The organism is Halomicroarcula saliterrae, from assembly GCF_031624395.1.
Lineage (GTDB): Archaea > Halobacteriota > Halobacteria > Halobacteriales > Haloarculaceae > Haloarcula > Haloarcula saliterrae.
This window is the reverse complement of record NZ_JAMQON010000001.1, coordinates 1,138,424-1,159,792: the sequence shown is the minus strand read 5'-3', so window position 1 is coordinate 1,159,792 and position 21,369 is coordinate 1,138,424. Positions and strand designations below refer to the sequence as shown.

The window sequence follows — 21,369 nt, the reverse complement described above, 5'->3', positions numbered from 1 at the left end:
GAGTGACCGATATGCACCGACTTCGGGCGCAATCCGGACGTAATCTACACCGGTCCGTGAGCCACGCTCCCGGGCCCCTTTTGCCGCCGGGTGCAGTAAGCGAGGTATGCGCCGTATCGCTGTCGTCGTCAACCCCATCGCCGGGATGGGGGGCCGCGTCGGCCTGAAGGGAACCGACGGGAAGGTCGCGGAGGCACGGGCGCGGGGCGCGGACCAGCGGGCGCCGGACCGGGCCCGAGACGCCCTCGACTCCCTGGCCGAGGTCGGCCGGGAGCTCGAACTGCTGACGTACGGGGACCCCATGGGCGAGTCCATCGCCCGGGCGGCGGGCTTTGAACCGATCGTCGTCGGCGAGCCCGATACCCCCGACGCGACGACGAGCGCGGACACGCGGGCGGCAGTCAGGGCCTTTGCCGACCGCGGGGTCGACTGTATCCTCTTCGTCGGGGGTGACGGCACCGCCGTCGACGTGGCCGAGACGCTCGAAGAGCTGGACGACGACACGCCGATGCTCGGCGTGCCCGCCGGCGTCAAGGTGTACTCGTCGGTCTTCGGCGTCTCGCCGCGAGCGGCGGGGCGCATCGTCGCGACGTTCTCCGAGACCGAACCCGCGGAGGTCAACGACATCGACGAGGACGCGTTCCGGGGCGGCGAGGTGGTGACGGAGCTGCGCGCCGTGGGGACGGTCCCGGTCGCCCAGCAGCGCCAGTCCGCCAAGCAGCTCGGCGGGGGCACCGTCGAGACGCTCGCCGAGGGCGTCGCCGAGAGCGTCGAGTCGGGCGTCACCTACGTCCTCGGGCCGGGCAGCACGGTCGGCGCCATCAAGGAACGGCTGGGCTTCGAGGGAACGACGCTCGGCGTCGACGTCTGGCGGGACGGTGAGGTCGTCGCGCTGGACGCCGCCGAGTCGGACATCCTCGACGCGCTGGGCGACCGGAACCTCATCGTCGTCTCGCCCATCGGCGGGCAGGGGTTCGTCTTCGGCCGGGGAAACCAGCAGCTCTCCCCGGCGGTCGTCGAGCGCTGCGACGTCGAGGTGGTCGCCTCCCGGCGGAAGCTCGACCAGCTGGGGTCCCTGCGGGTCGACACCGGCGACCCGGAGCTCGACGACGAACTCAGCGGCTGGCTTCAGGTCCGCGTCGGTCGGTACGAACGCCGACTCATCGAGGTCGTCGCGTGACGGCTGTGTCCCGAGCGGCCGTCGTTTCAAGCGATTGTATTCTCACCGGCAGATTATATGGTGTATAGTGAAGATTAAGGTCTATCGCGAATAACCAAGGTCATATGGAAACGCGGAAAGTCCAACGACTCGGACCGTCGACGCTGGCGATGACGCTGCCGGCCGAATGGGCGAGCGCCCACGACGTCGAGAAGGGAGACGAAGTGTCGCTGCGGATGGGTGGGAAGGGGACGCTGACGGTGATGCCCGAATCCGTACAGACAGAGGAGTCCGAGGCGATCATCCACGCGGAGAATCTGGATGCCGCCGCCGTCGAGCGGGCTATCGTCGCCCAGTACGTCCTCGGCCGCCGCATCATCCACGTCGAGGCGCCCGAGGACCAGACGCTCGAATCGGCCCACATCAACGCCGTCTACAACGCCGAGACCCAGCTGATGGGGCTGGGCGTCATCGAGGAGACGCCCAACCGCATCACCATCCGGTGTTCGGTCGACCCCGAGGACTTCACGCTGGATAACCTCCTCGAACGGCTCGAATCGACCGGCTCGACGATGCGCAACGAGGCAGTCAAGGCGCTGGCTCACGGCAACCCCGACCTCGCCCAGCGAGCGCTGAACCGCGAACGGCAGGCCAACAAGATATTCGTCCTCCTGTTGCGGCTCATCTTCACCTCCTACCAGAACCCCAACCTCGCGCGGGCCGTGGGACTCGACGACGGCTTCCCGCTCATCGGCTACCGCTCCATCGCGAAGAACCTCGAGCTGACGGCGGACAACGCCGAGGACATCGCCGAAATCGCGCTGGAGGCCGACGACCACTCGCTGGACGTCGACAGCTCCACGATGCGGCGCATCCGGGATTTCACCGAGGAGGTAAACGAGATAACCGAACTCGCCGTGCAGGCCGCCGTCGAGCGCAACTACGACACCGCGATTCAGGTCCGCAAGAGCTACTCCGAGATCGGCGACAAGGAACACGATATCCTCAGCGACCTGCCGGAGATGAGCAACGAGAGCCTGCTACAGGTGCGTGAAGTGCTGGTGAGTCTCCAGCAGACCGCCGAGTACGCCGTCCGGAACGCGGAAATTGCGACGAACCTCGCACTCGACGAGGAGTCCGAACACACGACGATTCAGTAGTCAGAGCCCGCCGCCGAGGAGGCCACCGTCACCGGATTCGGTCCCCTCGGACGGAGTCGGCGTTCCCTCGGCAGCGTCGCCCCCGTCCTCGTCGGGACTTCCGTCGCTCGGGGCACCGCCCGCCGTCGCGTTGCCAGTGGGGGACGACGCCTTGGTACCGAAGATATCCGTCTCGATAGGCTTCTCGTAGTCGATGGCGTCGAGGTCGACCCGGAACCGCTCGCCCCCGGCTTCGAGGACGAGGTAGAAGTCGATGTACAGCTCGGTGTTCTGGTTGCGCTGGAGGTGGCTCACCCACCACCGGTCGAGGCTGTCCGTCCGAATGCGCGTGTCGACTCCCACGGTCTCGCGCTCGCCCGGCCCGATGAAGTAGCCCCGCTTCGTCTCACCCGAACCGACGCGAACGTCGTTCATGTAGGTCGTGTAACCGACTCTGGTGACGGTGTAGGGCACCGGCTTCGGGTTGTACACGTCGAACTCGGTGTCGAGCGGCGTCTCCGAGCGGGTGAGGTTCTCCCTGTCCCAGGAACCCCGCGTCTCGTTGACGTACAACACCGGGTCCGAGACGAACGGCACGTTCGCGTCGACCGGCCGGGTCTCGGTGGTGTTGAACGCGCCCAGGATATCGGTCTGGATAGTCCGGTTCTGGGTGAACGAGAACGACTGTTCGCCGACCAGCGAGTCGCTGACGGTGGCGTCGATGTGGACCGTCGTCCGCTCGCCGTTCGCGATGTGGGTGGTCCACCACGGCGGAATCTCGCTGTTTCGCATCCGGGTACTGAAATCGAGCGTCGAGTTGCCACGGGTCAGCGCGATACCCGTCTTCTCGCCGCTCGCGACCGCCACGTCGTTCATCGAGATGGTGTACTCGATGGCCGTCCCGCCGAGCGTGACGCCGACCGGGTTGGGGTTCGACACCGTGAGCGTCGTCCCGATGGTCGTCGTGTTCGCCGAGATGTCGGTAAACCGGTTCTCGACAGTCTCGACGCCGGGTGTACCCACGAGTCCGACCGCGAACGCCCCGCCGATACTCCCGACGAGGACGAGCGCGACGACGCCGACCTTTCCCGACCGCCCGAGTGCTACCATTACTCGTCGTCCCTGTCGAGACGTGATATGTCCTGTGGCCGCCCCCGAATGAACTAAGTGCGCCAGGGCGGAACCAGTCCCCATGACAACTGAGTCGGCTTCCGACATGGGTGTGGGGCTCGGCGCGCTGTTTGGCGTCGTCGCGCTCGGGGCTGCGGCCATGACCGCAATCAGCAGCTACAACTACGCGATTCGGGACGCACAGGGACTCGAAACAGCCGGCCTGTTGACAAACAGCGGTCTGGCCTTCGGTGTCGCAATAGTGGCCGCCTCGCTGGCGCTCGTGGCCGTTCACGTCTACGCCGACTGATGTGCTAAAAGCAACCATTAATAACGCGCAGCACGTATCTGGACTATGGTCGATTTCAGCGAGGAGGACCGACGCATTCTGGAGTATCTCCGGGAAAGCGTCTCGCGCGGAGAGAGCTATTTCCGCGCGAAGAACATCGCCTCTCAGCTCGGCCTCTCTTCGAAGCAGGTCGGCGCCCGGCTCCCGCGACTCGCCGAGGAAGCCGACGAGGTAGACATCGAGAAGTGGGGCCGAGCCCGCTCGACGACGTGGCGCGTCACCACGAGCTAACCGTCGTCCCAGTCGGTGGATTCATCCGGGTGCACCCCCGATTCAGGATATGACTGTCCGGGTCGAACGAACGATGACAGTGGCGGCCAGCCCCGAACGCGTCTGGGAGTTCATCGGCGACCCCGACCAGCGTGCCCGACCGATAAGCGTCGTGAAAGACTGGGAGATTCACGACGACGGCCGCGCGACCTGGCACATCTCGCTTCCCATACCCGTCGTCGACAGGACCATCGCGGTCGAGACCGAAGACGTCGAGATACGCGAACCGGAGTACGTCCGTTTTATCGGCCGCTCGAAGGTGATGCGTGTCCAGGGGGAACAGGAGCTCGAACTGACGGACGACGGCGGCACCCGGGTGACGAACCGCTTCGTCGTCGACGGGAAGTTACCCGGCGTGGAGCGCTTTTTCAAGCGGAACCTCGACGAGGAGCTACAGAACCTCGAACGGGCGCTCAGGGAGTATCTCGAAGTCGAAGCATGAAGCTCGCACTCGCCCAGATGGCGGTCGAGCCGGCCGACCTGTCGGGCAACCGGCGCCGGGCAGTCGACGCCGTCGAGCGGGCGGCCGCCGACGGCTGTGAGCTCGTCGTCCTGCCGGAGCTGTTCACGGTCGGCTACTTCGCGTTCGAGGCCTACGCCCGAAGCGCCGAGGGGATAGGCGGGGAGACGCTCACCGAGCTGCAGTCCCTCGCGGCCGAGCACGACATCGCCGTGCTGGCCGGCAGTTTCGTCGAGGACCTCGAACTGTCGGCGGCCGATGGCCACGACGTGCCGGCCCCGGAGGGTCTGGCAAACACTTCCGTGTTCATCGACCGAGCGGGGGAGCGCCGGGCGGTGTACCGCAAACAGCACCTCTTCGGGTACGATTCGGCGGAATCGGAGCTGCTGGTGGCCGGCGACTCCGTCCCGACGGTGGATTTCGCGGGCTTTACCGTCGGGGTCACGACCTGTTACGACCTCCGGTTCCCGGAGCTGTACCGCCGGCTGGTCGACGACGGCGTGACACTGGTGCTGGTCCCGAGCGCGTGGCCCTACCCCCGGGTCGAACACTGGCGACTGCTCCCCCGCGCTCGGGCGGTCGAGAACCAGTGCTACGTCGCCGCGGCCAACGGCGTCGGCCGGTTCGAGGAGGCGGAGCTACTGGGCCGCTCGACGGTGTACGACCCGTGGGGGACGACGCTGGCCAGTGCGGACGACGACGCCGCGCTCGTCACCGCGACGGTGACGCCGGAGAAGGTGTCGGCCGTCCGGTCCGAGTTCCCGGCGCTCGCCGATAGGCGGGGCGACCTCGGCTAGCCCGGTCCAACCGCGCCTTTTTTGTCCATGCATCCGTTACCCTCTATCGCCGGCAAGGCGCTTTTCACGTCGATGCCGGTTACTTAGCCCGTCTCGCTGCTCGGCCACACGGCGTCGCTCGTCCGCCAAAGGCTGTCCGGACAGCCTTTCACGACACCTCGCCAGCGACGCCGCCTTTCGCTATTCGTCGCTCCGTATCTCAAACCATCTGTCGGGTGACAGTAACTCGCGCGCCCCGTCCCGACCTCAGCGGTCGCGTGCCCGCTCCAGCGCACGCCGGAAGTGCGCGCCCGTGATACGCACCTCGTCGGCCCGCTCGCTGGCTTCCGCCGGCCCCATCTCTTCGGCCATCTCGCGGATGGCGAGCATCGAGGCCTCGCGGACCACGGCCTCCAGCTCCGCGCCGGAGACCCCCTCCAAGTCGGCTGCCAGCTCCGCGACCGACACGTCGTCGGCGAGGGGTTTCCCGCGGGTGTGGACCGACAGAATCTCCTCGCGAGCCTCGGCGTCCGGGTCGGGCACCTCGACGTGCTGTTCGAGTCGGCCCGGCCGGAGCAGCGCGTCGTCTATCATGTCCCGGCGGTTCGTCGCCGCGAGCACGACGAGGTTCGGGTTCTCGGTGATACCGTCGAGCTCCGCGAGCAGCTGTGAGACGACCCGCTCGGTCACCTCGTTGCCCTGTCCGCGGTGGCTGGCGATGGCGTCGATCTCGTCGAGGAAGATGATGCTCGGGGCGGTCTGTCGGGCGCGCTCGAACAGCTCCCTGACGGCCTCCTCGCTCTCGCCGACGTAGCGGTCCATAATCTCGGGGCCGGCGACGTGGATGAAGTTCACGTCGCTCTCGCCGGCGACGGCCCGGGCCAGCAGCGTCTTGCCGGTTCCCGGCGGGCCGTACAGCAGGATACCACTTGGCGGGTCGGTGTTGGTCGCCGAGAACAGCTCACCGTATTCCAGCGGCCACTCGATAGCCTCCGTGAGCGTCTGCTTGACCTCGCTGAGCCCGCCCACGTCGTCGAACGAGACCGCGGGGGACTCGGCGACGTACTCCCGCATGGCGCTCGGGTCGACGAGGGCAAGCGCCGCGTCGAAGTCCGACTGGGTCACCTCGCTCTCCGCGCGGTCGGCTCGCAGGGAGGACATCGCCGCCTCGGTCGTCAGCGACGCCAGGTCCGCGCCGACGAACCCGTGCGTCTGGGCGGCGATGCGGTCTAGATCGACGTCGTCGGCGATAGGCATCTCGCGGGTGTGGACGTCCAGAATCTCGCGGCGGCCGCCCTCTCCGGGCACGCCGATCTCGATCTCGCGGTCGAAGCGCCCGCCGCGTCGCAGCGCCTGGTCGACGGCGTCGACGCGGTTGGTCGCGCCGATAACGACGACGCGCCCGCGGTCTTCGAGCCCGTCCATCAGCGTCAGGAGCTGGGCGACCACGCGGTTCTCCATGTCCGCGTCCTCGTCGCGCGAGCCGGCGATGGAGTCGATTTCGTCGACGAAGAGGATCGCGGGGGAGTTCTCCTCGGCGCGCTCGAAGGCCTCCCGCAGTCGCTCCTCACTCTCGCCCTTGTACTTCGAGACGATTTCTGGGCCGGAGATGGTGTCGAAGTAGGCGTCGACCTCGTTGGCGACAGCCTTTGCGATGAGCGTCTTGCCGGTGCCGGGCGGCCCGTGCAACAGAACGCCGCTGGGCGGGTCGATACCCAGCTCCCGGAACCGCTGGGGCTCCGAGAGCGGCATCTCTATCATCTCGCGGATGTGGTCCAGTTCGTCGTCCAACCCGCCGATGTCCTCGTAGCTGACGCCGGTCTCCGCGTCGGCCGACTGGGTCTGTGTGGGCACCGACGAGCTGCCGGTGTCGCCGCTGTCGTCCGGTTCGTCGATCGTCGGCAGGACAGTCACCGCTGTCTGGGGCGTCACTCGCACCGCGCCGTCCGGCTCGGTCGTCCGGACGAGGAACGTCCCCAGCCCGTCGATGTGGGTCCGCTCGCCCGCCTGGACCATCTGGTCGACAAGCCGCGTCCGGACCATGTGGGCGTACTCGTCTGTCCCCGGCAGCGGCTCCATGGGCTGGATGCTGATGTCCGCCGCCTCGGTCACGGAGCCGGCCCGGACCCGGACGGTGTCACCGATGTTGACGCCCGCGTTGGCCCGCGTGTCCGAGTCGATGCGGACCGTCGAGCCGTCCGTGTCGCCGGGCCACACCTTCACTACGGTCATCTGTTCGCCCTCGATGATGACGGGGGAGCCGCTCAACACGCCGAGTTCGCTCCGCACGGACTCGGGCAGGCGCGCGATACCGCGGCCGGCGTCGCGCTTGTGTGCCCCTTCGACCGTGAGTTCAACACTGCCGTCGCGTTCCCCGCTCATGTCAGCGGCTAGCTCTCCGTTCCTCTTGAGGGTTCCCGTTGGTCACGCAGCTGTCACTGAAATCAGTGTCAGTGACGAGGAGTCGTGGACGGCGACACGACGACCGCTAGCTAGCCGGACCTGTCCCACGAAAACAATTTACCCTCGGACGTTAGATTGTCTCACATGGTGGTCTCTACCGAGCGCGACGAGATGACCTGGTACAAGTGCGAGACCTGCGGCCTCATGTTCGACGACCGGGAGGACGCGAAAAAACACGAGGAGAACTGCGACGACGAGGACCCCTCCTATCTGCAGTGACCCGGTCCGCTGGCTCGGGTAACACCCGTCTCCTCCGCGCCCGTGACTCCCTCAGCGCGTGACTGTCGAGCGCCGAGTTCAGACATCGATGTCGAACCGCGCACCACCGGCGGCGCTCTCGGTGACGGTGACAGACCACTCGTGGCCGTCGGCGACTGTCCGGACGATTGCCAGTCCGACACCGGTCCCGTCGGCCGCCGAAGACACGCCCGGCGTGAAGATCTCCTCGCGCTCGTCTTCGGGGATACCAGGTCCGTCGTCGGCGACAAAAAACCCCGACTCGGTGGTCCCGACGCGAACCGAGACGCCAGGCTCGGTGTGGTCGGATTCGGGCCGACTGCCCGCCGAACCGTGCTCGACTGCATCATCGGACGCAGTCCGACTGCTCGTGGACCCGTGTTCCACGCAGTTCCGAAAGAGGTTCTCGAACAGCTGCCCCAGACGCTTCGGGTCGGCTGTGATATCGGCCGTCCCCTCGACGGTGAGGACGGCGTCCTCGGTCGAAACGTGTGACCAGGACTCCCGGGCGACGGTTGCGAGGTCGACGGTGTCGGGGTCGGCGACCGTCTGACCGCTCCGGGCCAGCGTCAGCATGTTGCCGATTATCTCGTCCATCCGCTCGTGGGCCTGCTCCACCCGGTCGAAGTGTTCCGGGGCGGGCTCCTCGCGGGCCAGCTCGGTCGAGCCCGCGGCCACCGACAGCGGGTTCCGGAGGTCGTGAGAGAGCACCTCGGCGAAGCTGTCGAGTCGGTCGTTCTTGGCCTCGAGCGCCTGCTCGCGCCGCCGTCGGGCCGTCACCTCGGTGAGGATGTACAGATGCGTGTCACCGAACCCGCCCTCGGCAGCCAGCGTCGACCTGGTGCACTCGAAGTAGGTAGCGTCGTCGTCGTCCTCCAGACGCAACTCGGCGGTCGTTCCGTCGGCCATCGACGCCATCTCCGCGGCAACGTCTCCGATACGCCCGAGCCGTTGACCGATGACGTCCGTGCTACCCACGACCCTGGTGGCCGCGGGGTTGATATCGACGACGCGGTCGCGGTCGTCGGTGACGACGATACCGGTGTCGACCCGGTCGATGACACGGTTGCGCGGGACCGGCGACACGTCCAGCAGTCGGTAGCGAGTCAGCGCGACGGCCACCCCGACCCCGAACACCGAGAGCCCGACCGGCGTGTAGTCGATGACGGTGAAGTCGAACAGATACGCGACGGCCCCGCCCACCAGCGGGACGACCGCGGCGGCGGTGATGAGCACCGTCTGCTTCTGATAGAGCCGGCGCGTTCTGACCGCCGTCAGGCCGAGCAGCCCGAGCCCGCCGAGCACGACGAGATAGCAGTAGGCCACCGAGACGTGAAACAGCGGGCCGCGCTCGATATCGGCGACGACGTAAGAGCTGACTGTCACCATCGTCGCGTCCTGCCGAACGAGCCACCGGAGGCTCGGAATCCACACGAGCACCGACGTGAGAACGGGGATAATGAGGAGGGCGACCAGTCGGGAGCGAGTCAGGTAGTGGTCCCGGCCGGTGTAGTGGAGGGCGAAGACGCCGAAAGCCAGCGACGTAAACAGCCCGCCGGGATACTGGGGGTACGTCCACAACAGCTGTGCTTCGAGGGAGGTAAACAGCAACTGGCCGCCGTAAGACCCCGCCCACAGCGCGCCACAGCACACGAACGCGACGAACGCGGTCGCGCCCGGGACCGCGCGATGGCGCCACGCGACGGCGGCGGATGCCACCATGGGCACCGTCGCGGCGAACATCACGACGGAGACGAGTGGCAGCTGATACGCCATCACCCCGATATGTCCGTGTGGGAACTTAAATTATATTCACTCGCTGACGTTTCGAGTGGCCTGTGGCCACCGCTTGCGGCAAAAATCTGGACCAAAAAACGGCTCGCTCGCCGGAACAAATCGCTCACTCCCCAGCAACAATCTCGAAGCTCCGCTCGCCCATTTCGTCCTCCTCGAAGACGAACACGCGGCCGTCGGTCACGTCGTAGTCGACGGTGACCTCGACGCGCATCTGGTGGTCCGTGACCGTGACGCCCGGAAAGAGCTCGTCTTCCTCGCCATCGTCGAGGATGACCCGACCGACGCCGCTCTCCCTGATGATGTCGTCGTGGGTCCGGAGGTCGTTGACGTAGACGAGGATGCCCGAGGTCTCCGTCTTGTCGGTGATGAGGACGTGCGTGTCCTTCCCCGGCGCGGTCGTCACGCTCTCTTCGGCCTTCGTGGGGACGCCGTGATAGAAGGCGGTCCGGCCGTCGAGATACTCGACGGCGACGCCGTCCTCGGTGAGTTCCACGGAGACGGTGTCGGGCGCGATGTCCGAACGGTTGCTCATAGGCGCCGTAGTGGGTCCGAGTGCAAAAGCGGCGCGTTGTCCCGGTCGCCGTTTCCGCAGATGGTAAATACCGGCGGGCGGGAGAGATGAGCGATGGAAGGCACAGCACGCGCGCCGGCCGCGGGGACGGTCCTGAACGCGCTGGCGACGGGCCGCGGGTCGGCGTTCGCTATCGACGAGTACACCACGGCGACGGTGACGCTGTCGACGGAGAACGAGGCCGTGACCGGCGAGGTCGCCGGCGCGCCGGACGCGGACACCCGCCTCGTCGAACGGTGCGTCGAGTTCGTCATCGATGCCCACGGCGGGGCGGTGGGGATGCCGGCCGTCTCCGGCGGACACGTCCGCACGGAGAGCGAAGTGCCGATGGCCTCCGGGCTGAAGAGTTCGAGCGCGGCGGCCAACGCGACCGTGATGGCGACGCTCGACGCGCTCTCCGCCACCGACCGGATGACCCGCGAGGACATGGCGCGACTGGGCGTGATGGCCGCGCGCGACGTGGGCGTCACGATAACGGGGGCGTTCGACGACGCGTCGGCGTCGATGCTCGGCGGCGTCACCGTCACCGACAACGAGAGTGACGACCTCCTCGCACGCGAGACCGTCGACTGGGACGTGCTGGTGTGGACCCCGCCGGAGCAGTCGTTCTCCGCCGACGCGGACGTCACGCGCTGTCGGCAGATCGCGCCCATGGCACGCCTCGTGGAGGAACTGGCCCTCGACGGCGACTACCAGCGGGCGATGACGGTCAACGGGCTGGCGTTCTGTGCGGCGCTTGGCTTCGACACCGAACCGATTGTCGAGGGTATCTCGCAGGTCGAGGGCGTCTCGCTGTCGGGAACCGGCCCCTCGTTTACCGCCGTCGGCGAGCGCGCGGCGCTGGAACAGGTCAAGGAGTACTGGGACGAACGGCCCGGCAAGACGCTGCTGACGACCACGCAAACCGAGGGAACACAGATAGAATGAGCTCGAACCCCGAGGAGATGTCACTGGACGAACTGCGCGAAGAGATACGCACCATCGACCGCGAAATCGTCGAGAAGATAGCCCAGCGAACCTACGTGGCAGATACCATCGCAGAGGTCAAAGAAGAGCAGGGGCTGCCGACGACCGACGAGTCACAGGAGCAGGCCGTCATGGACCGCGCGGGCGAGAACGCGGAGCGGTTCGACGTCGACGCCAATCTGGTGAAGGCGACGTTCCGGCTCCTCATCGAGCTGAACAAAGTGGAGCAGCGCGAGAACCGCTGACCGTCGTCCGTTTTACCGACCGCACCCACTCGCGTCGGAGCCACGGCGACTGCCGGACCGTCGAAGGAACGCCACGAACAGTCGCGAGACGCTCGTCAGCAGCGTTGGCCTGTCTACCAGCCCGTTGAATACGGGGCCCGGCTGTGTGACCTATACGTTTCAAGTAGCTACCATATCGCCGGAGTGCCGGTACTTTTAAGTAACTCACTCACTTTCTTTCCGATGACGCTTCGCTTGGAGGGCCGAAGCGTCAGCGGGGACCAATTCAGGGCGGCAAGCGGCCGCATTTTCGGCGGCCGCTTTCCACTTACTTCGCTGAAAAGTACTCGACGGACAGCGATAGCCGCGCTCGAAACGGCAGAGTGTGGTGTTACTCGATGGAGAAGCTGCCGCTCTGGCCGGCGTTTTCCGGCCATTCCAGCTCGACTTCGATGCTCAGTTCCCCGTCGCCGTCAGTCGACCCTTCGCGTCGGCCTTGACCTCAAACTCGACCTCACCGGCGGGGTGAGCGTCACCGACTGCTCGCCCGCGCGCAGAGTCACGCCGGAGTCGGCTTCGAGCGAGTCCGCCAGCGTACGGAGGTACTCGGCCACTGCGTCACGTCCCATCAGCTGTCCAGTCTCCAACAGTGTTTCTTCCGGCATAGCAACAGTTGGTAACGACGATAGATACTGTCACCGGCGCTACTGTCCGGGGTATGACGAGAAGCTGATGTATCCTTCCAGCTGGATTATATCTCAGAGAATGGCTTATCGGGAGCTCTGTGAGTGTTCTGTATCACTATCCGATGGCCGATGTTCTTTCATCCGACATATTTAACTGGTTCGGTCCCTTATATGTGAACAGGTACAGAAGATGTACGATCTGACAGGGTTTCAACGGGACCTCCTCTACGTTATCTCGGGGCACGAGGAGCCACACGGGCTCGCAATAAAGGAGGAACTCGAGGCGTACTACGAGAAGGAGATCCATCACGGGCGGCTCTATCCGAACCTCGATACCCTGGTCGATAAGGGACTCGTCGAGAAGGGGCAGCGCGACCGACGGACCAACTTCTACACGCTGACTCGACGCGGTCGCCGCGAACTCGACGCGAGACGGTCCTGGGAGAACCAGTACGTCGACATCGAAGCGGACGCCTAGCCGGGGTCTTCCGCTCCGGGAGCCGGTGCGCCCTCCTCGCCCCGTGGCCGCTCTGTCGCGCTATCTATCTCCGGGTCGCCCACTTCCTCACCGACCAGGTTCGTCGGGTCGACAGTGCTCGGTTGGGATTCGCCCCTGACGATGACCGGGAGGACGAACCGCGCGAAGTGGACGACGAGCACCAGTATCATCGGAGCCAGAAAGAGCCCGTACCAGCCAAAGAGGAACGGGCCCAGAACGTACGCGAACATGAGTGTCCCCGTGTGGAGCCCGGTGTTGCGCTCGGGCTCGGGTTCGGCCCGGCTCGAACCGAAGGGACCGAACGAGAGCGAGCCGCCGCCGGAGACGTACGGCCTGACGACCAGGTCCGGAATCGTGTCCACGATGACGAACGCGACGCCGACGAAGAGCGCGACGAACCACCAGTCGCCGCCGTCCAGCCCCGCGTCGACGGCGAGATACAGCGCCATCGGGACGTAGACGATCTTCATCCCGATAATCGGAATGAGGCTCGCGGCCCCCGCGAGCAGTCCGGTCAGAGCCGGATACGGGACCGCGAGCCCCGTCGGCGCGACGAAGTCGACGACGCTGAACGCGAGTGCACCGATAGCTCCGGTGACGATGGCGTTGAGTATGTTCCCGTAGAACACCTTGTGGAAGCTCCTGTCGACCTCGTGGAAGTACCGGTCGAGGACACCGCGGTGGTCGAGAAAGCCCTTCACCCACTCGGCGAGTCGCGGGCCGTCACGGAGCAGGTAGAACGCCAGCGCGAACATGACGAACGCGTGGATAAGGCCGGTCCCGATGACGCCCAGATAGCCGACGAACTGCCCGAGCGTGGTCACGACTGTCTCGGGACCGGTGGCGTCCGATAGCAGCGTCTGGGGGTTCTGGACGATTTCGGAGACGTTGATGTACGGTTCCACTGCCGCGGCGTACGGGCCGAGGTCGGTCGTCTCGGCGAACTGACTGAACTCCTGTACGGCGATTGCGATGGTGTAGTACAGCAGGACGAGCACGGGCAGGGCGAGCAGGAACAGCGACAGCAGCGCCGCCACCGACCGCTGTCGGACCCGGCGATACACCCGCCGGTAGAGCGGGCGGGTCGCGTAGTACAGGAATATTCCGAAGACGAACGTTCCGATAAAGGAGTACACGACATACAGCAACGTGGCTGCCAGCACGAGGCCAAACCCGATCCAGAAGGCCCGCGGCCAGTTGATATCCACGTCGTACTGTGCCATGCATCTGGCTATCACAGGGTACCTGAAAAAGCTACCTCGTCGTCCCGCAGTATTAGGCCGTTCCGGGGCGTAGCGAGAACGTGACAATATACCTACAGCTCGCGACGTATCCGATAGACACCGGGGTCCTGCGCATCCTGCTTGCAGGGGCGCTCGGGATGTTCCTCGGCCTCGAGCGCGAGTGGTCCCAGAAGTCCGCGGGCATCAGGACCTTCGCGCTGGTCAGCTTGCTGGCCGCTGTCTTCACCGTCACTGGACGCGACTCCCTGGTCGTCGTCGGCGGGGTGCTGGTCATCGTCCAGGGGATTCTGCTCGCGGTCCAGGGTCTGCGCCAAGAGCGGGCGACGCTCTCGCTGACCACGTCGGTCTCGCTGCTGGTCGCCTACGGCGTCGGCGCCGTGGTGGCGGCGGGGTACATCCTCGAAGGAGTGACCGTCGCCGTCTTCTCGTCGCTGTTGCTCGTCCTGAAACGCGAACTCCACAGCTTCGCGTGGGGACTCAGCAAACAGGAGCTCCGGTCCGGAACGGAGTTCGCCATCCTCGCCTTCGTCATCTACCCGCTGTTGCCCGCCGAACCGGTGGCGCTACCGGGCGATCTACTCGGCATCTCGCTCGAACTGCGGGTCGTCTGGCTGATGGTGGTGTTCGTCGCCGGCATCGGCTTCGTCAACTACGCCATCGTGCAGGCCTACGGCGGCAAGGGCATCGCTGTCACCGGCTTCTTCGGCGGGCTCGCGTCCTCGACGGCGGTCGTCGGGACGATGATAGACCACGTGCGACAACAGCCCGCCGCGTCGTCCTACGCCGTCGCCGCCATCCTGCTCGCCGACGCCGCGATGGCGCTCCGGAATCTCCTGATTACCGTCCTCTTCACCGTCGAGAGCGGAATCCTGCTGTCGCCGCTGCTCCCGCTCGCGGCGGTCATCGTCGGGAGCGTCGCCGTGGCGGCCCACACCGCCGACTGGTCGGAAGATATCGAGATAGACCTGAAGAGCCCGTTCTCGCTGCGGAACGTGCTCGGTTTCGGCGGCGTGTTCCTGCTCGTCGTCGTCGTCGGCGGCTTCGCCAACGCGCGCTTTGGAACGGCCGGGCTGTACGTCACGTCGGCCCTCAGCGGGCTGGTGTCGAGCGCGGGCGCGACCACCTCGGCCGTGTTACTGTACCGCGGTGGCGCTATCGACGAGCCGACGGCGATGGTCGCTATTCTACTGGCCACGGCGGCCAGTATCGTCGTCAAAGCGGCGCTGACGGCCCCGGGTCCGGACCGGAGCTTCGCCGGTCGCGTCGCCCTCTGGAGCTCCGTCGTCCTCGGCGGGGCGAGCCTGCTTGCCGTCGCCCTCCTCGTCTAGAACTGGTAGCGCCGGTCGTCGTTGTCCGTCGCCTGCGGGAACTGGTTGCCGCCCGTCATCTCGTCGAAGGTCATCCCCGACAGATACTCGTCGTACGTACAGTCGTAGCCCGACCGGAGGTGGAAGTCGAGGGTCCCCCGCTCGACGGTGGACTGAAACAGCATGTGAATCGCCCGGCGGACGAGTTCGTCGGCGTCATCGGGGTCGAGCGCGACCGACAGCATCGACAGCTCGTTGCGGGTCTCGCGGTCCAGCGACACCGAGAGCTCGTCGTCGAGGTCGTCGTACCGGTCCTGCATCTCGTCTTGCAGTTCGTCGAGGGTCATACCCGTCGGAACGGCCAGCCCGTAAAAGGGACTTGCGACTAGCGTCCGTGCCCGTCGACGAGAGTCCAGAGTGGGAGGCTCTCCGGCTGTCCCCGACCCTCCCGGAGGAAACGAACACGCTCGCCTCGACTACAATCACCACACACAAATCACGGAGAGCCAAAGGGCCGACAATGAGCGACCAGTCGGGGGAGTACCTCCCGAACGACGTACAATCGGTCCAGAACGCCCTCGTCGACTGGTACGAGGCCGACCACCGCGACTACCCGTGGCGCCGCACCGAGGACCCCTACGGGATTCTCGTCTCTGAGGTGATGAGCCAGCAGACCCAGCTCGACCGCGTCGTCGCGGCTTGGGAGGACTTCCTGGAGCGGTGGCCCGCAGTCGCGGACCTCGCGGCGGCCGACCGCGGCGACGTGGTCGGCTTCTGGACGGACCACTCTCTGGGGTACAACAACCGCGCGAAGTACCTCCACGAGGCGGCCCGCCAGGTGACCGACGAGTTCGGCGGCGAGTGGCCCCGTGACCCCGACGGCCTCTCGGAGCTGATGGGCGTCGGCCCCTACACGGCCAACGCCGTCGCTTCCTTCGCGTTCAACAACGGGAACGCCGTCGTCGATACCAACGTCAAGCGGGTGCTCTACCGGGCCTTCGACGTGCCCGACGACGACGCGGCCTTCGAGGAGACGGCACAGCGGCTCATGCCCGCGGGCGAGTCCGAGGTGTGGAACAACGCCATCATGGAACTGGGCGGCGTCGCCTGCGAGAAGACGCCCGACTGCGACGGCGCGCAGTGCCCGTGGCGGGAGTGGTGTCACGCCTACCAGACTGGCGATTTCACCGCGCCGGACGTGCCGACCCAGCCCGAGTTCGAGGGGTCCCGCCGGCAGATGCGGGGGCGGGTCATCAGCGTGCTCAACGAATACGACGAGCTCGCGCTCGACGAACTGGGGCCGCGGATTCGCGTCGACTACGCGCCCGACGGCGAGCACGGCCGGGAGTGGCTGCGGGGGTTGCTCTCGGACCTGGAGGCCGACGGGCTCGTAACACTCACGGACGGCGCCGAGACGACCGTGGCGACACTCAGTCGGACGTAGCGCTCTCAGGACGACTCGCTCGCCTCGCGCTGGACCACGAACACCGGCCCGTGAAACCTGTCGGCGATCTGCTCGGCCGGCATCCCGAAGACGAACGTCGTCAGTGACGGGTCCGATTCACCCATCACGAGGGCGTCGTACTCCTCGGCCGCCGTTGCAATCGCCCCCAGCCGTTTCTGTTCGGTATCGGTTCGCGTGTCGACGGCCGACGCGTCCATCCCAAGCTCCGTCATCCGGTCTCTCACCCCGTTCAGGAACGTCTCGATATCGTCGTCGGTCTCGTTCGTCTCTGTGACGTGATACAGCGTCACGGCGACGTCCGTCGAACTGAACAGTCCGGCGACCGCCTCCGCGATTCGACTCACGCCGGCAGTGCCCCGGACCGCGACGAGGACCTCCTCCGGCGGTCTGGTCCCGTTCGGAACCAGGACAGCCAGGCAGTCGTGTTCGTCGCTTATCCTGTCGAGCGTCTTCTGGCCGTCGTGCGTGAACACCAGCCGTCGCTCGACAGTCGCGCCAGCGTCTCGGAGTATCGACTCGTATTTGTCCAGTCGCGCGTTGGCGCGCTCCTCGAACTGCATCTTCGCTTGCCCCGTCGCGGTCTGGTCCGGGACGACGTGGTAGCCGAGCAGGACGACGTACGCGTTCGCCAGGAGTTCCGGTACCCCATCGGGGATCGATTCACCGTCGAGGACGCGTATCGGGACGAGTATGCACGGTCGATCTGTCATAGTCAGAGTGCTCCTTTCAACGTGACACCGCTCGCGTAGTACCGGTACCAGAGATACGAGAGGACCATAAGAACGGCGCCGACGACGATGGAGGCCGGCTGCATGAACGCGATGAGGCCGAAGCTGGCGACCGCTCCGACCGCGGGGACCGCCGGATAGCCGGGGACCCGGTAGCTCGGGGTGTACCAGGTCGGATTCCGTCGGCGCAACACCACCAGCGCGACACAGATGAGGCCGTACATGACGAGGTGGAGGAAGGAGGCGACCTCCGCGAGGAGCTCGACCCGTCCGGTCGCGATAAGGACGAGAATCGGTCCGCCGGCCGCGAACAGGGCGACGTGTGGCGTTCCGAACCTGAGGTTCACTTCGCTCGCCCGCCGGGGGAGCAGGGCGTCACGACTCAACGCGTAGACGGCCCGTGAGGCCGAGAGAATCGAGGCGTTGGCGCTGGAGAAGGTCGCCAGCAGGCCGGCAAACAGTATCGCGACCGCACCGGGCAGCCCCAGAAACTCCCGGGCGACCTCGACCATGGCCGTCTCGCCGAAGGTGCCCAGCCGGTCCGCGCCGAAGGCGCTCGTCGCGACGAAGATGGTGACGACGTAGAACACGGTGACGACGAGGACCGAGCCGATCATCGCGAGCGGGAGGTTCCGACCCGGGTCCTTGATTTCGCCGGCGACCGTCGCGACCTGTGCGAACCCGAGATAGGACGTAAAGACGAGTGCAGCGGTGGTCAACACCGGGAAGGTGCCCTGTGAGAAGAACGCTTCCGGCGTGTTTTGCCCGCCGAACGCACCGAACGCATCGAGGACACCGTACGTGAGAAACACCGTCAGCACGACGAGGAGGGCGCCGACGACGCCGTTCTGGAGCTTGGCGGTGTTCTCGGTCCCGCCGATGCTCAGCGCGGTCAGTGCCAGTCCGAACAGCAGGCCGATAGCGACGACGGGGTCGACGCCCAGTTCGACGCCGGCCTCGGCCAGCACAGCGGTCGCGTAGTGGCCCAGTCCGACGAGGTAGAACGCGGCGGCAAACACCAGGCCCAGCCACAGTCCGAGGCCCACGATAGCGCCCGCGGCGGTTCCCAGACCCCGGGAGATGAAGTAGTAGCCGCCGCCGCTCCGTGGCATCGCGGTCGCCAGTTCGGCGGTCGGGAGCGCGACGAGGAGCGCGATACCACCCCCAATCGCAAAGGACAAGGAGGCGGCTGGGCCGGCCGTACTGGCCGCGAGCCCGGGGAAGACGAAGATACCGGCCCCGATCATCGTCCCGATGCCGATTGCCAGCCCACCGACGAGCCCGATGGTCCGTTCGAGTTCCGTCTCCTCGTCGTGAACGATGGCCTCGTCGGTGACAGTCTCGGGCTGCTCGACCGGCGCCTCACCGTCGACGTTCCGGCCGGTGGGCTCGGGCCCGACAGGCTTGTCACCCATAGTTACGTGTTACCGTACATCGGGGATAAAACCGAGGTAGGGACCCTCCGCGGGGCCCGGTTTTCGACGCTGGAACGCTGCCCCATCGGGCAGCCGCTATCAGGGCGTCACCCGGCCGAGAAGCGGCGCCGCGACGCGGCGGACGGCACGCCCGACCTTCCGCCGGGTCCGTGAGTTGGACTCGTAGTCGACGTCGCGCCTGTCGAGCCACTTGCGCATTGTCGCCGAGCCGGCCTCACGGTCGATACCGAGCTGTCTGGCGTGTTTGATCGGGTGTCTGAGCCAGCTGTACTCCCAGTGTGCGTAGACGTCGATGCGGTCGGGCGCACGGGCGATGAGGATGACGTGAAGCTGTCGGTCCGACAGCGGGGCCCGCCGGAACGTCCAGCTCCCGTCCGGGTCGGAGCCGACCGCGGGCTGGTGGTACCAGCTGACTGGCCCCCACGCGAAGCCGCCCCGGGTTAGTTCCCGTTCGAGCTCGTCCCGTGGTAGCTCGACCGTTCCGGCGTAGCCAGACCGGTGGAGCTTGAACTCCGGCTGGCCGACCAGCCGTGCGACGCCGGTCAGCCACGGGCCGATCAGATGCCGAATTCGGTAGGGGAGGTCCGGTCGGAAATCCGCAACCGTCTCTCTCATGGGAGGTCCTACGAGCGCCAGCTGTACGAAAGTGAGCCTCCGACAGCGTAGCCACGCCGCTGGGAGAGCCACCCGGACCGACCGCTACCACTTTGGCCCGCCGCCGTCTGAGTCAACGCATGGCACGACCGCACGTCGTCGGTATCGCCGGCAGCCTGCGCGACGGGAGCTACACCGACATCGCCGTCGAACGCGCCCTCGACGCGGCCGCGGACGCCGGCGGAACGACAGAACTGCTCGACCTCCGCGAGTGCGACCTCCCCGTCTTCGACGCGGACGACCGCGAAGCGGGCGACGCGCCCGAGGTACGGCGCCGGATTCGCGAGGCCGACTCGATACTGCTCGGGACGCCGGTGTACCACGGCTCGTACTCCGCGCCGCTGAAGAACGCGCTCGACTACTGCGGCTTCGACGAGTTCGAGAACAAGACGGTCGGCCTGCTGGCCGTCGCCGGCGGCGGGTTCCCCATCACGGCTCTCGAACACCTCCGGTCGGTCTGTCGCGCGCTCGACTGCTGGGTCATCCCGCACCAGGCCGCCGTGCCGCGAGCCCGCGACGTCGTCGAAGACGGGACGATTACCGACGAGGGCATCGACGAGCGGGTCGCGCGGCTGGGCGAGGAGGCCGTCCAGTACGCCAACATCGAGCCCGACCCGCCGTGTCTAGAGAGCACAGAGAACGTCGGTGCTGACGATTAGCCGTGAGGGCCTCGTGCCCGAACTCGTAAGCGTCAGCACCGAAGGTGCCGGGGGGTTGGCGTAGGGCTCGTGCCCGAACTCGTAAGCGTCAGCACCGAAGGTGCCGGGGGGTTGGCGTCGGCCTCGTGCCCGAACTCGTAATGGGCAGCCAGAGCGGCGCCGCTGACTGCGACTCGGAATTCTCTTACTGGCCGAGTCCTCACCCACAGTCGTGACACAGTGGGTCGAGACCACCGGGACGGGGCGCGACCGCGGGCCGGTGGCCATCGTGCGGGCCTGGGCGGAAGTCCTCCGGCGACCGCGACGGTTCTTCCGGACTGGCATCGCCCCGGGCGACCAGGCGCCGGGGCTCATCTTCGCGTCGCTGGTGGTCCTCGTCGAGGAGGCCAGCCGGTACGCAGTCGTCGAACTCGCGAGCCGCGGCGTCCTCTCGACCGGCCCGTTCCAGTACCCGGCTATCGGCGATTTCACGCCCGGCGTCGCCGCGCTCGCCCTGCTGGGTATCATCGTCTTCGTCGCGCCCATCACGGTCCACCTGACCGCGGCTATCCAGACACTCCTGCTCATCCCGACCGCGCCCGAGCGGGGCGGCATCAGCGAGACGGTCCAGGTCATGTGCTACGCGATGGCCCCCTGCGTCGTCGCCGGGCTCCCGTTCCCGGAGCTCCGCGTGCTCGTCACGCTCTGGGGGGCCGCGCTGTACGTCGTCGGCACGACCGTCGTCCACGACATCGGCCTGCCGAAAGCGGTCGCCGTCGGTGCCGTGCCGGCGGCGATACTGTTTGGCTACGGCTTCCGGGGCTTCGACGCCCTGACGACGCTGGCGAGTGCGAGCGGACTTTAGTCGCGGGCGCGTAGGGCGGGTATGCTCACGCTGGACATCGACGACTTCATGCTCGAACTGAAAGACGGCGCGTTCAAGAACGTCGGCCCGTCGAACAAGCAGGCGACGGTGAAGATGTACGACATCGAGGGTGTCGACGTGCGCGAGTACGGCGACAAGCGCGTCAAAGTCGCCTTCGAGGACGAACAGGGGAGCGAGATAGAGGTCGCCCTGTTCCCCGAACAGGCCAGAGCGGTCGCAGAGGGGCTCGAAATGCTCGAATCCGAGGGCGACGTGCTAGACTGAGCCCGTCAGTACCCACCCGTTTCTCTCGCGCGGAATTCGAC

General features: G+C 66.6%; 26 protein-coding genes. 15 read left to right on the top strand and 11 right to left on the bottom strand.

Features of this window, described 5'->3' with window-relative positions; genetic code table 11:
• The first annotated feature begins 106 nt into the window (after positions 1-106).
• A complete protein-coding gene (locus NDI56_RS06315; RefSeq protein ID WP_310918593.1) occupies positions 107-1,180 on the top strand; it encodes an ATP-NAD kinase family protein in 1,074 nt (357 codons plus the stop codon).
• Between the two features lie 104 nt (positions 1,181-1,284).
• Positions 1,285-2,319, top strand: a complete 1,035-nt coding sequence (locus tag NDI56_RS06310; RefSeq protein WP_310918592.1) for a PhoU domain-containing protein — start codon at positions 1,285-1,287, stop codon at positions 2,317-2,319.
• Here the strand turns inward: NDI56_RS06310 and NDI56_RS06305 are convergent, their stop codons facing one another.
• Positions 2,320-3,408 carry an LEA/WHy family protein gene (locus tag NDI56_RS06305; protein WP_310918591.1) on the bottom strand — a complete coding sequence of 363 codons (1,089 nt, stop codon included), beginning with the start codon at positions 3,406-3,408 and terminating at the stop codon, positions 2,320-2,322.
• Positions 3,409-3,490: 82 nt separating this feature from the next.
• On the opposite strand from NDI56_RS06305, the gene NDI56_RS06300 reads away from it, so the two are divergent.
• Genes NDI56_RS06300 through NDI56_RS06285 form a run of 4 tightly spaced genes read left to right on the top strand, consistent with a single transcriptional unit; the run spans position 3,491 to position 5,284 of the window.
• Positions 3,491-3,718, top strand: a complete 228-nt coding sequence (locus NDI56_RS06300) for a DUF7525 family protein (RefSeq protein ID WP_310918590.1) — start codon at positions 3,491-3,493, stop codon at positions 3,716-3,718.
• Positions 3,719-3,763: 45 nt separating this feature from the next.
• Positions 3,764-3,988, top strand: coding sequence for a DUF7123 family protein (locus tag NDI56_RS06295; RefSeq protein WP_166970245.1), 225 nt, complete (start codon positions 3,764-3,766; stop codon positions 3,986-3,988).
• A gap of 49 nt (positions 3,989-4,037) precedes the next feature.
• The gene (locus tag NDI56_RS06290; RefSeq protein ID WP_310918589.1) at positions 4,038-4,469 is read left to right on the top strand and encodes a CoxG family protein; all 432 of its coding nucleotides are present in this window, start codon (positions 4,038-4,040) and stop codon (positions 4,467-4,469) included.
• Entirely contained in the window at positions 4,466-5,284 is an 819-nt protein-coding gene (locus NDI56_RS06285; RefSeq protein ID WP_310918588.1) for a carbon-nitrogen family hydrolase, read from the top strand. Before NDI56_RS06290 ends, NDI56_RS06285 begins: the two co-directional genes overlap by 4 nt.
• A 246-nt stretch (positions 5,285-5,530) precedes the next feature.
• Here the strand turns inward: NDI56_RS06285 and NDI56_RS06280 are convergent, their stop codons facing one another.
• A complete protein-coding gene (locus NDI56_RS06280) occupies positions 5,531-7,645 on the bottom strand; it encodes an AAA family ATPase (protein WP_310918587.1) in 2,115 nt (704 codons plus the stop codon).
• A 165-nt stretch (positions 7,646-7,810) separates the two neighbouring features.
• On the opposite strand from NDI56_RS06280, the gene NDI56_RS06275 reads away from it, so the two are divergent.
• Positions 7,811-7,945, top strand: coding sequence for a DUF7128 family protein (locus NDI56_RS06275; RefSeq protein WP_310918586.1), 135 nt, complete (start codon positions 7,811-7,813; stop codon positions 7,943-7,945).
• A 78-nt stretch (positions 7,946-8,023) separates the two neighbouring features.
• Here NDI56_RS06275 and NDI56_RS06270 read toward each other — a convergent pair whose 3' ends face one another.
• Together NDI56_RS06270 and NDI56_RS06265 are read right to left on the bottom strand one after the other, a co-directional pair.
• On the bottom strand, positions 8,024-9,739 hold the full coding sequence (locus NDI56_RS06270) for a sensor histidine kinase (protein WP_310918585.1): 1,716 nt from the start codon (positions 9,737-9,739) through the stop codon (positions 8,024-8,026).
• Positions 9,740-9,863: 124 nt separating this feature from the next.
• The gene (locus NDI56_RS06265) at positions 9,864-10,292 is read right to left on the bottom strand and encodes a DUF5796 family protein (RefSeq protein WP_310918584.1); all 429 of its coding nucleotides are present in this window, start codon (positions 10,290-10,292) and stop codon (positions 9,864-9,866) included.
• Positions 10,293-10,385: 93 nt separating this feature from the next.
• On the opposite strand from NDI56_RS06265, the gene NDI56_RS06260 reads away from it, so the two are divergent.
• Both NDI56_RS06260 and NDI56_RS06255 read left to right on the top strand, forming a co-directional pair.
• A complete protein-coding gene (locus NDI56_RS06260) occupies positions 10,386-11,258 on the top strand; it encodes a shikimate kinase (protein WP_310918583.1) in 873 nt (290 codons plus the stop codon).
• Complete coding sequence (locus NDI56_RS06255) at positions 11,255-11,542, top strand: chorismate mutase (RefSeq protein ID WP_310918582.1); 288 nt, start codon at positions 11,255-11,257, stop codon at positions 11,540-11,542. The genes NDI56_RS06260 and NDI56_RS06255 overlap by 4 nt, the downstream gene beginning before the upstream one ends.
• A gap of 370 nt (positions 11,543-11,912) precedes the next feature.
• On the opposite strand, the gene NDI56_RS21695 is transcribed toward NDI56_RS06255, so the two are convergent.
• Together NDI56_RS21695 and NDI56_RS06250 are read right to left on the bottom strand one after the other, a co-directional pair.
• On the bottom strand, positions 11,913-11,975 hold the full coding sequence (locus NDI56_RS21695; protein WP_335342704.1) for a hypothetical protein: 63 nt from the start codon (positions 11,973-11,975) through the stop codon (positions 11,913-11,915).
• A 19-nt stretch (positions 11,976-11,994) separates the two neighbouring features.
• Entirely contained in the window at positions 11,995-12,150 is a 156-nt protein-coding gene (locus tag NDI56_RS06250; protein WP_310918581.1) for an amphi-Trp domain-containing protein, read from the bottom strand.
• Positions 12,151-12,397: 247 nt separating this feature from the next.
• Between NDI56_RS06250 and NDI56_RS06245 the strand changes: the two genes are divergently transcribed.
• Complete coding sequence (locus tag NDI56_RS06245) at positions 12,398-12,685, top strand: PadR family transcriptional regulator (RefSeq protein WP_310918580.1); 288 nt, start codon at positions 12,398-12,400, stop codon at positions 12,683-12,685.
• Here the strand turns inward: NDI56_RS06245 and NDI56_RS06240 are convergent.
• Positions 12,682-13,929, bottom strand: coding sequence for an AI-2E family transporter (locus NDI56_RS06240; RefSeq protein ID WP_310918579.1), 1,248 nt, complete (start codon positions 13,927-13,929; stop codon positions 12,682-12,684). The two genes, NDI56_RS06245 and NDI56_RS06240, sit on opposite strands and share 4 nt — an antisense overlap.
• 80 nt (positions 13,930-14,009) lie before the next feature.
• Between NDI56_RS06240 and NDI56_RS06235 the strand changes: the two genes are divergently transcribed.
• Positions 14,010-15,278, top strand: a complete 1,269-nt coding sequence (locus NDI56_RS06235; RefSeq protein WP_310918578.1) for an MgtC/SapB family protein — start codon at positions 14,010-14,012, stop codon at positions 15,276-15,278.
• Here NDI56_RS06235 and NDI56_RS06230 read toward each other — a convergent pair.
• The gene (locus NDI56_RS06230; protein WP_310918577.1) at positions 15,275-15,604 is read right to left on the bottom strand and encodes a ribbon-helix-helix protein; all 330 of its coding nucleotides are present in this window, start codon (positions 15,602-15,604) and stop codon (positions 15,275-15,277) included. The genes NDI56_RS06235 and NDI56_RS06230 overlap by 4 nt on opposite strands.
• 173 nt (positions 15,605-15,777) lie before the next feature.
• Here NDI56_RS06230 and NDI56_RS06225 point away from each other — a divergent pair, with 173 nt between their 5' ends.
• Positions 15,778-16,701, top strand: a complete 924-nt coding sequence (locus tag NDI56_RS06225) for an HhH-GPD family protein (RefSeq protein ID WP_310918576.1) — start codon at positions 15,778-15,780, stop codon at positions 16,699-16,701.
• Between the two features lie 5 nt (positions 16,702-16,706).
• Here the strand turns inward: NDI56_RS06225 and NDI56_RS06220 are convergent, their stop codons facing one another.
• From NDI56_RS06220 to NDI56_RS06210, 3 genes are all read right to left on the bottom strand, one after another.
• On the bottom strand, positions 16,707-17,432 hold the full coding sequence (locus tag NDI56_RS06220; protein WP_310918575.1) for a universal stress protein: 726 nt from the start codon (positions 17,430-17,432) through the stop codon (positions 16,707-16,709).
• 2 nt (positions 17,433-17,434) lie between these two features.
• Positions 17,435-18,865: an APC family permease gene (locus tag NDI56_RS06215; protein ID WP_310918574.1), complete on the bottom strand. Its 1,431-nt coding sequence runs from the start codon at positions 18,863-18,865 to the stop codon at positions 17,435-17,437.
• A 99-nt stretch (positions 18,866-18,964) separates the two neighbouring features.
• Complete coding sequence (locus NDI56_RS06210; RefSeq protein WP_310918573.1) at positions 18,965-19,501, bottom strand: hypothetical protein; 537 nt, start codon at positions 19,499-19,501, stop codon at positions 18,965-18,967.
• Positions 19,502-19,620: 119 nt separating this feature from the next.
• Here NDI56_RS06210 and NDI56_RS06205 point away from each other — a divergent pair, with 119 nt between their 5' ends.
• The 3 genes from NDI56_RS06205 to NDI56_RS06195 all read left to right on the top strand — a co-directional run bounded on the left by NDI56_RS06205 (position 19,621) and on the right by NDI56_RS06195 (position 21,328).
• Positions 19,621-20,199, top strand: a complete 579-nt coding sequence (locus tag NDI56_RS06205) for an NADPH-dependent FMN reductase (protein ID WP_310918572.1) — start codon at positions 19,621-19,623, stop codon at positions 20,197-20,199.
• Between the two features lie 211 nt (positions 20,200-20,410).
• Entirely contained in the window at positions 20,411-21,043 is a 633-nt protein-coding gene (locus NDI56_RS06200; protein WP_310918571.1) for a YIP1 family protein, read from the top strand.
• 21 nt (positions 21,044-21,064) lie between these two features.
• Entirely contained in the window at positions 21,065-21,328 is a 264-nt protein-coding gene (locus tag NDI56_RS06195) for a hypothetical protein (protein ID WP_310918570.1), read from the top strand.
• The last annotated feature ends 41 nt before the right edge of the window (positions 21,329-21,369 follow it).

Coding starts and splice junctions, on each gene's coding strand:
- NDI56_RS06195 (WP_310918570.1), top strand. CDS start 21,065: ATGCTCACGCTGGACATCGACGACTTCATGCTCGAACTGAAAGACGGC.
- NDI56_RS06290 (WP_310918589.1), top strand. CDS start 4,038: ATGACTGTCCGGGTCGAACGAACGATGACAGTGGCGGCCAGCCCCGAA.
- NDI56_RS06315 (WP_310918593.1), top strand. CDS start 107: ATGCGCCGTATCGCTGTCGTCGTCAACCCCATCGCCGGGATGGGGGGC.
- NDI56_RS06295 (WP_166970245.1), top strand. CDS start 3,764: ATGGTCGATTTCAGCGAGGAGGACCGACGCATTCTGGAGTATCTCCGG.
- NDI56_RS06280 (WP_310918587.1), bottom strand. CDS start 7,645: ATGAGCGGGGAACGCGACGGCAGTGTTGAACTCACGGTCGAAGGGGCA.
- NDI56_RS06210 (WP_310918573.1), bottom strand. CDS start 19,501: ATGAGAGAGACGGTTGCGGATTTCCGACCGGACCTCCCCTACCGAATT.
- NDI56_RS06225 (WP_310918576.1), top strand. CDS start 15,778: ATGAGCGACCAGTCGGGGGAGTACCTCCCGAACGACGTACAATCGGTC.
- NDI56_RS06270 (WP_310918585.1), bottom strand. CDS start 9,739: ATGGCGTATCAGCTGCCACTCGTCTCCGTCGTGATGTTCGCCGCGACG.
- NDI56_RS06275 (WP_310918586.1), top strand. CDS start 7,811: ATGGTGGTCTCTACCGAGCGCGACGAGATGACCTGGTACAAGTGCGAG.
- NDI56_RS06230 (WP_310918577.1), bottom strand. CDS start 15,604: ATGACCCTCGACGAACTGCAAGACGAGATGCAGGACCGGTACGACGAC.
- NDI56_RS06300 (WP_310918590.1), top strand. CDS start 3,491: ATGACAACTGAGTCGGCTTCCGACATGGGTGTGGGGCTCGGCGCGCTG.
- NDI56_RS06265 (WP_310918584.1), bottom strand. CDS start 10,292: ATGAGCAACCGTTCGGACATCGCGCCCGACACCGTCTCCGTGGAACTC.
- NDI56_RS06310 (WP_310918592.1), top strand. CDS start 1,285: ATGGAAACGCGGAAAGTCCAACGACTCGGACCGTCGACGCTGGCGATG.
- NDI56_RS06285 (WP_310918588.1), top strand. CDS start 4,466: ATGAAGCTCGCACTCGCCCAGATGGCGGTCGAGCCGGCCGACCTGTCG.
- NDI56_RS06305 (WP_310918591.1), bottom strand. CDS start 3,408: ATGGTAGCACTCGGGCGGTCGGGAAAGGTCGGCGTCGTCGCGCTCGTC.
- NDI56_RS06245 (WP_310918580.1), top strand. CDS start 12,398: ATGTACGATCTGACAGGGTTTCAACGGGACCTCCTCTACGTTATCTCG.
- NDI56_RS06250 (WP_310918581.1), bottom strand. CDS start 12,150: ATGGGACGTGACGCAGTGGCCGAGTACCTCCGTACGCTGGCGGACTCG.
- NDI56_RS06240 (WP_310918579.1), bottom strand. CDS start 13,929: ATGGCACAGTACGACGTGGATATCAACTGGCCGCGGGCCTTCTGGATC.
- NDI56_RS06215 (WP_310918574.1), bottom strand. CDS start 18,865: ATGGGTGACAAGCCTGTCGGGCCCGAGCCCACCGGCCGGAACGTCGAC.
- NDI56_RS06255 (WP_310918582.1), top strand. CDS start 11,255: ATGAGCTCGAACCCCGAGGAGATGTCACTGGACGAACTGCGCGAAGAG.
- NDI56_RS06220 (WP_310918575.1), bottom strand. CDS start 17,432: ATGACAGATCGACCGTGCATACTCGTCCCGATACGCGTCCTCGACGGT.
- NDI56_RS06260 (WP_310918583.1), top strand. CDS start 10,386: ATGGAAGGCACAGCACGCGCGCCGGCCGCGGGGACGGTCCTGAACGCG.
- NDI56_RS06205 (WP_310918572.1), top strand. CDS start 19,621: ATGGCACGACCGCACGTCGTCGGTATCGCCGGCAGCCTGCGCGACGGG.